Annotated in this window: 1 protein-coding gene; it reads left to right on the forward strand. The window is 52.2% G+C overall.

From position 1 onward, the window contains the following. Nucleotides 1-451: recombinase RecT (locus tag ACFQ2V_RS21255; RefSeq protein ID WP_268200011.1), on the forward strand; the 451-nt coding region annotated here is incomplete at its 5' end. Between the last annotated feature and the right edge of the window lie 55 nt (nucleotides 452-506).

Here is a 506-nt window from a genome sequence, read left to right on the forward strand (position 1 = left end):
CCGTAATCATCCGATCTGCGTTACCGAATGGATGGATGAATGCCGCCGCGAACCATTCAAAACTCGCGAAGGCAGAGAAATCACGGGGCCGTGGCAGTCGCATCCCAAACGGATGTTACGTCATAAAGCCATGATTCAGTGTGCCCGTCTGGCCTTCGGATTTGCTGGTATCTATGACAAGGATGAAGCCGAGCGCATTGTCGAAAATACTGCATACACTGCAGAACGTCAGCCGGAACGCGACATCACTCCGGTTAACGATGAAACCATGCAGGAGATTAACACTCTGCTGATCGCCCTGGATAAAACATGGGATGACGACTTATTGCCGCTCTGTTCCCAGATATTTCGCCGCGACATTCGTGCATCGTCAGAACTGACACAGGCCGAAGCAGTAAAAGCTCTTGGATTCCTGAAACAGAAAGCCGCAGAGCAGAAGGTGGCAGCATGACACCGGACATTATCCTGCAGCGTACCGGGATCGATGTGAGAGCTGTCGAACAGGG

Source organism: Terrabacter terrigena, assembly GCF_042676085.1.
In the GTDB taxonomy this organism is placed as follows: domain Bacteria; phylum Actinomycetota; class Actinomycetes; order Actinomycetales; family Dermatophilaceae; genus Terrabacter; species Terrabacter terrigena.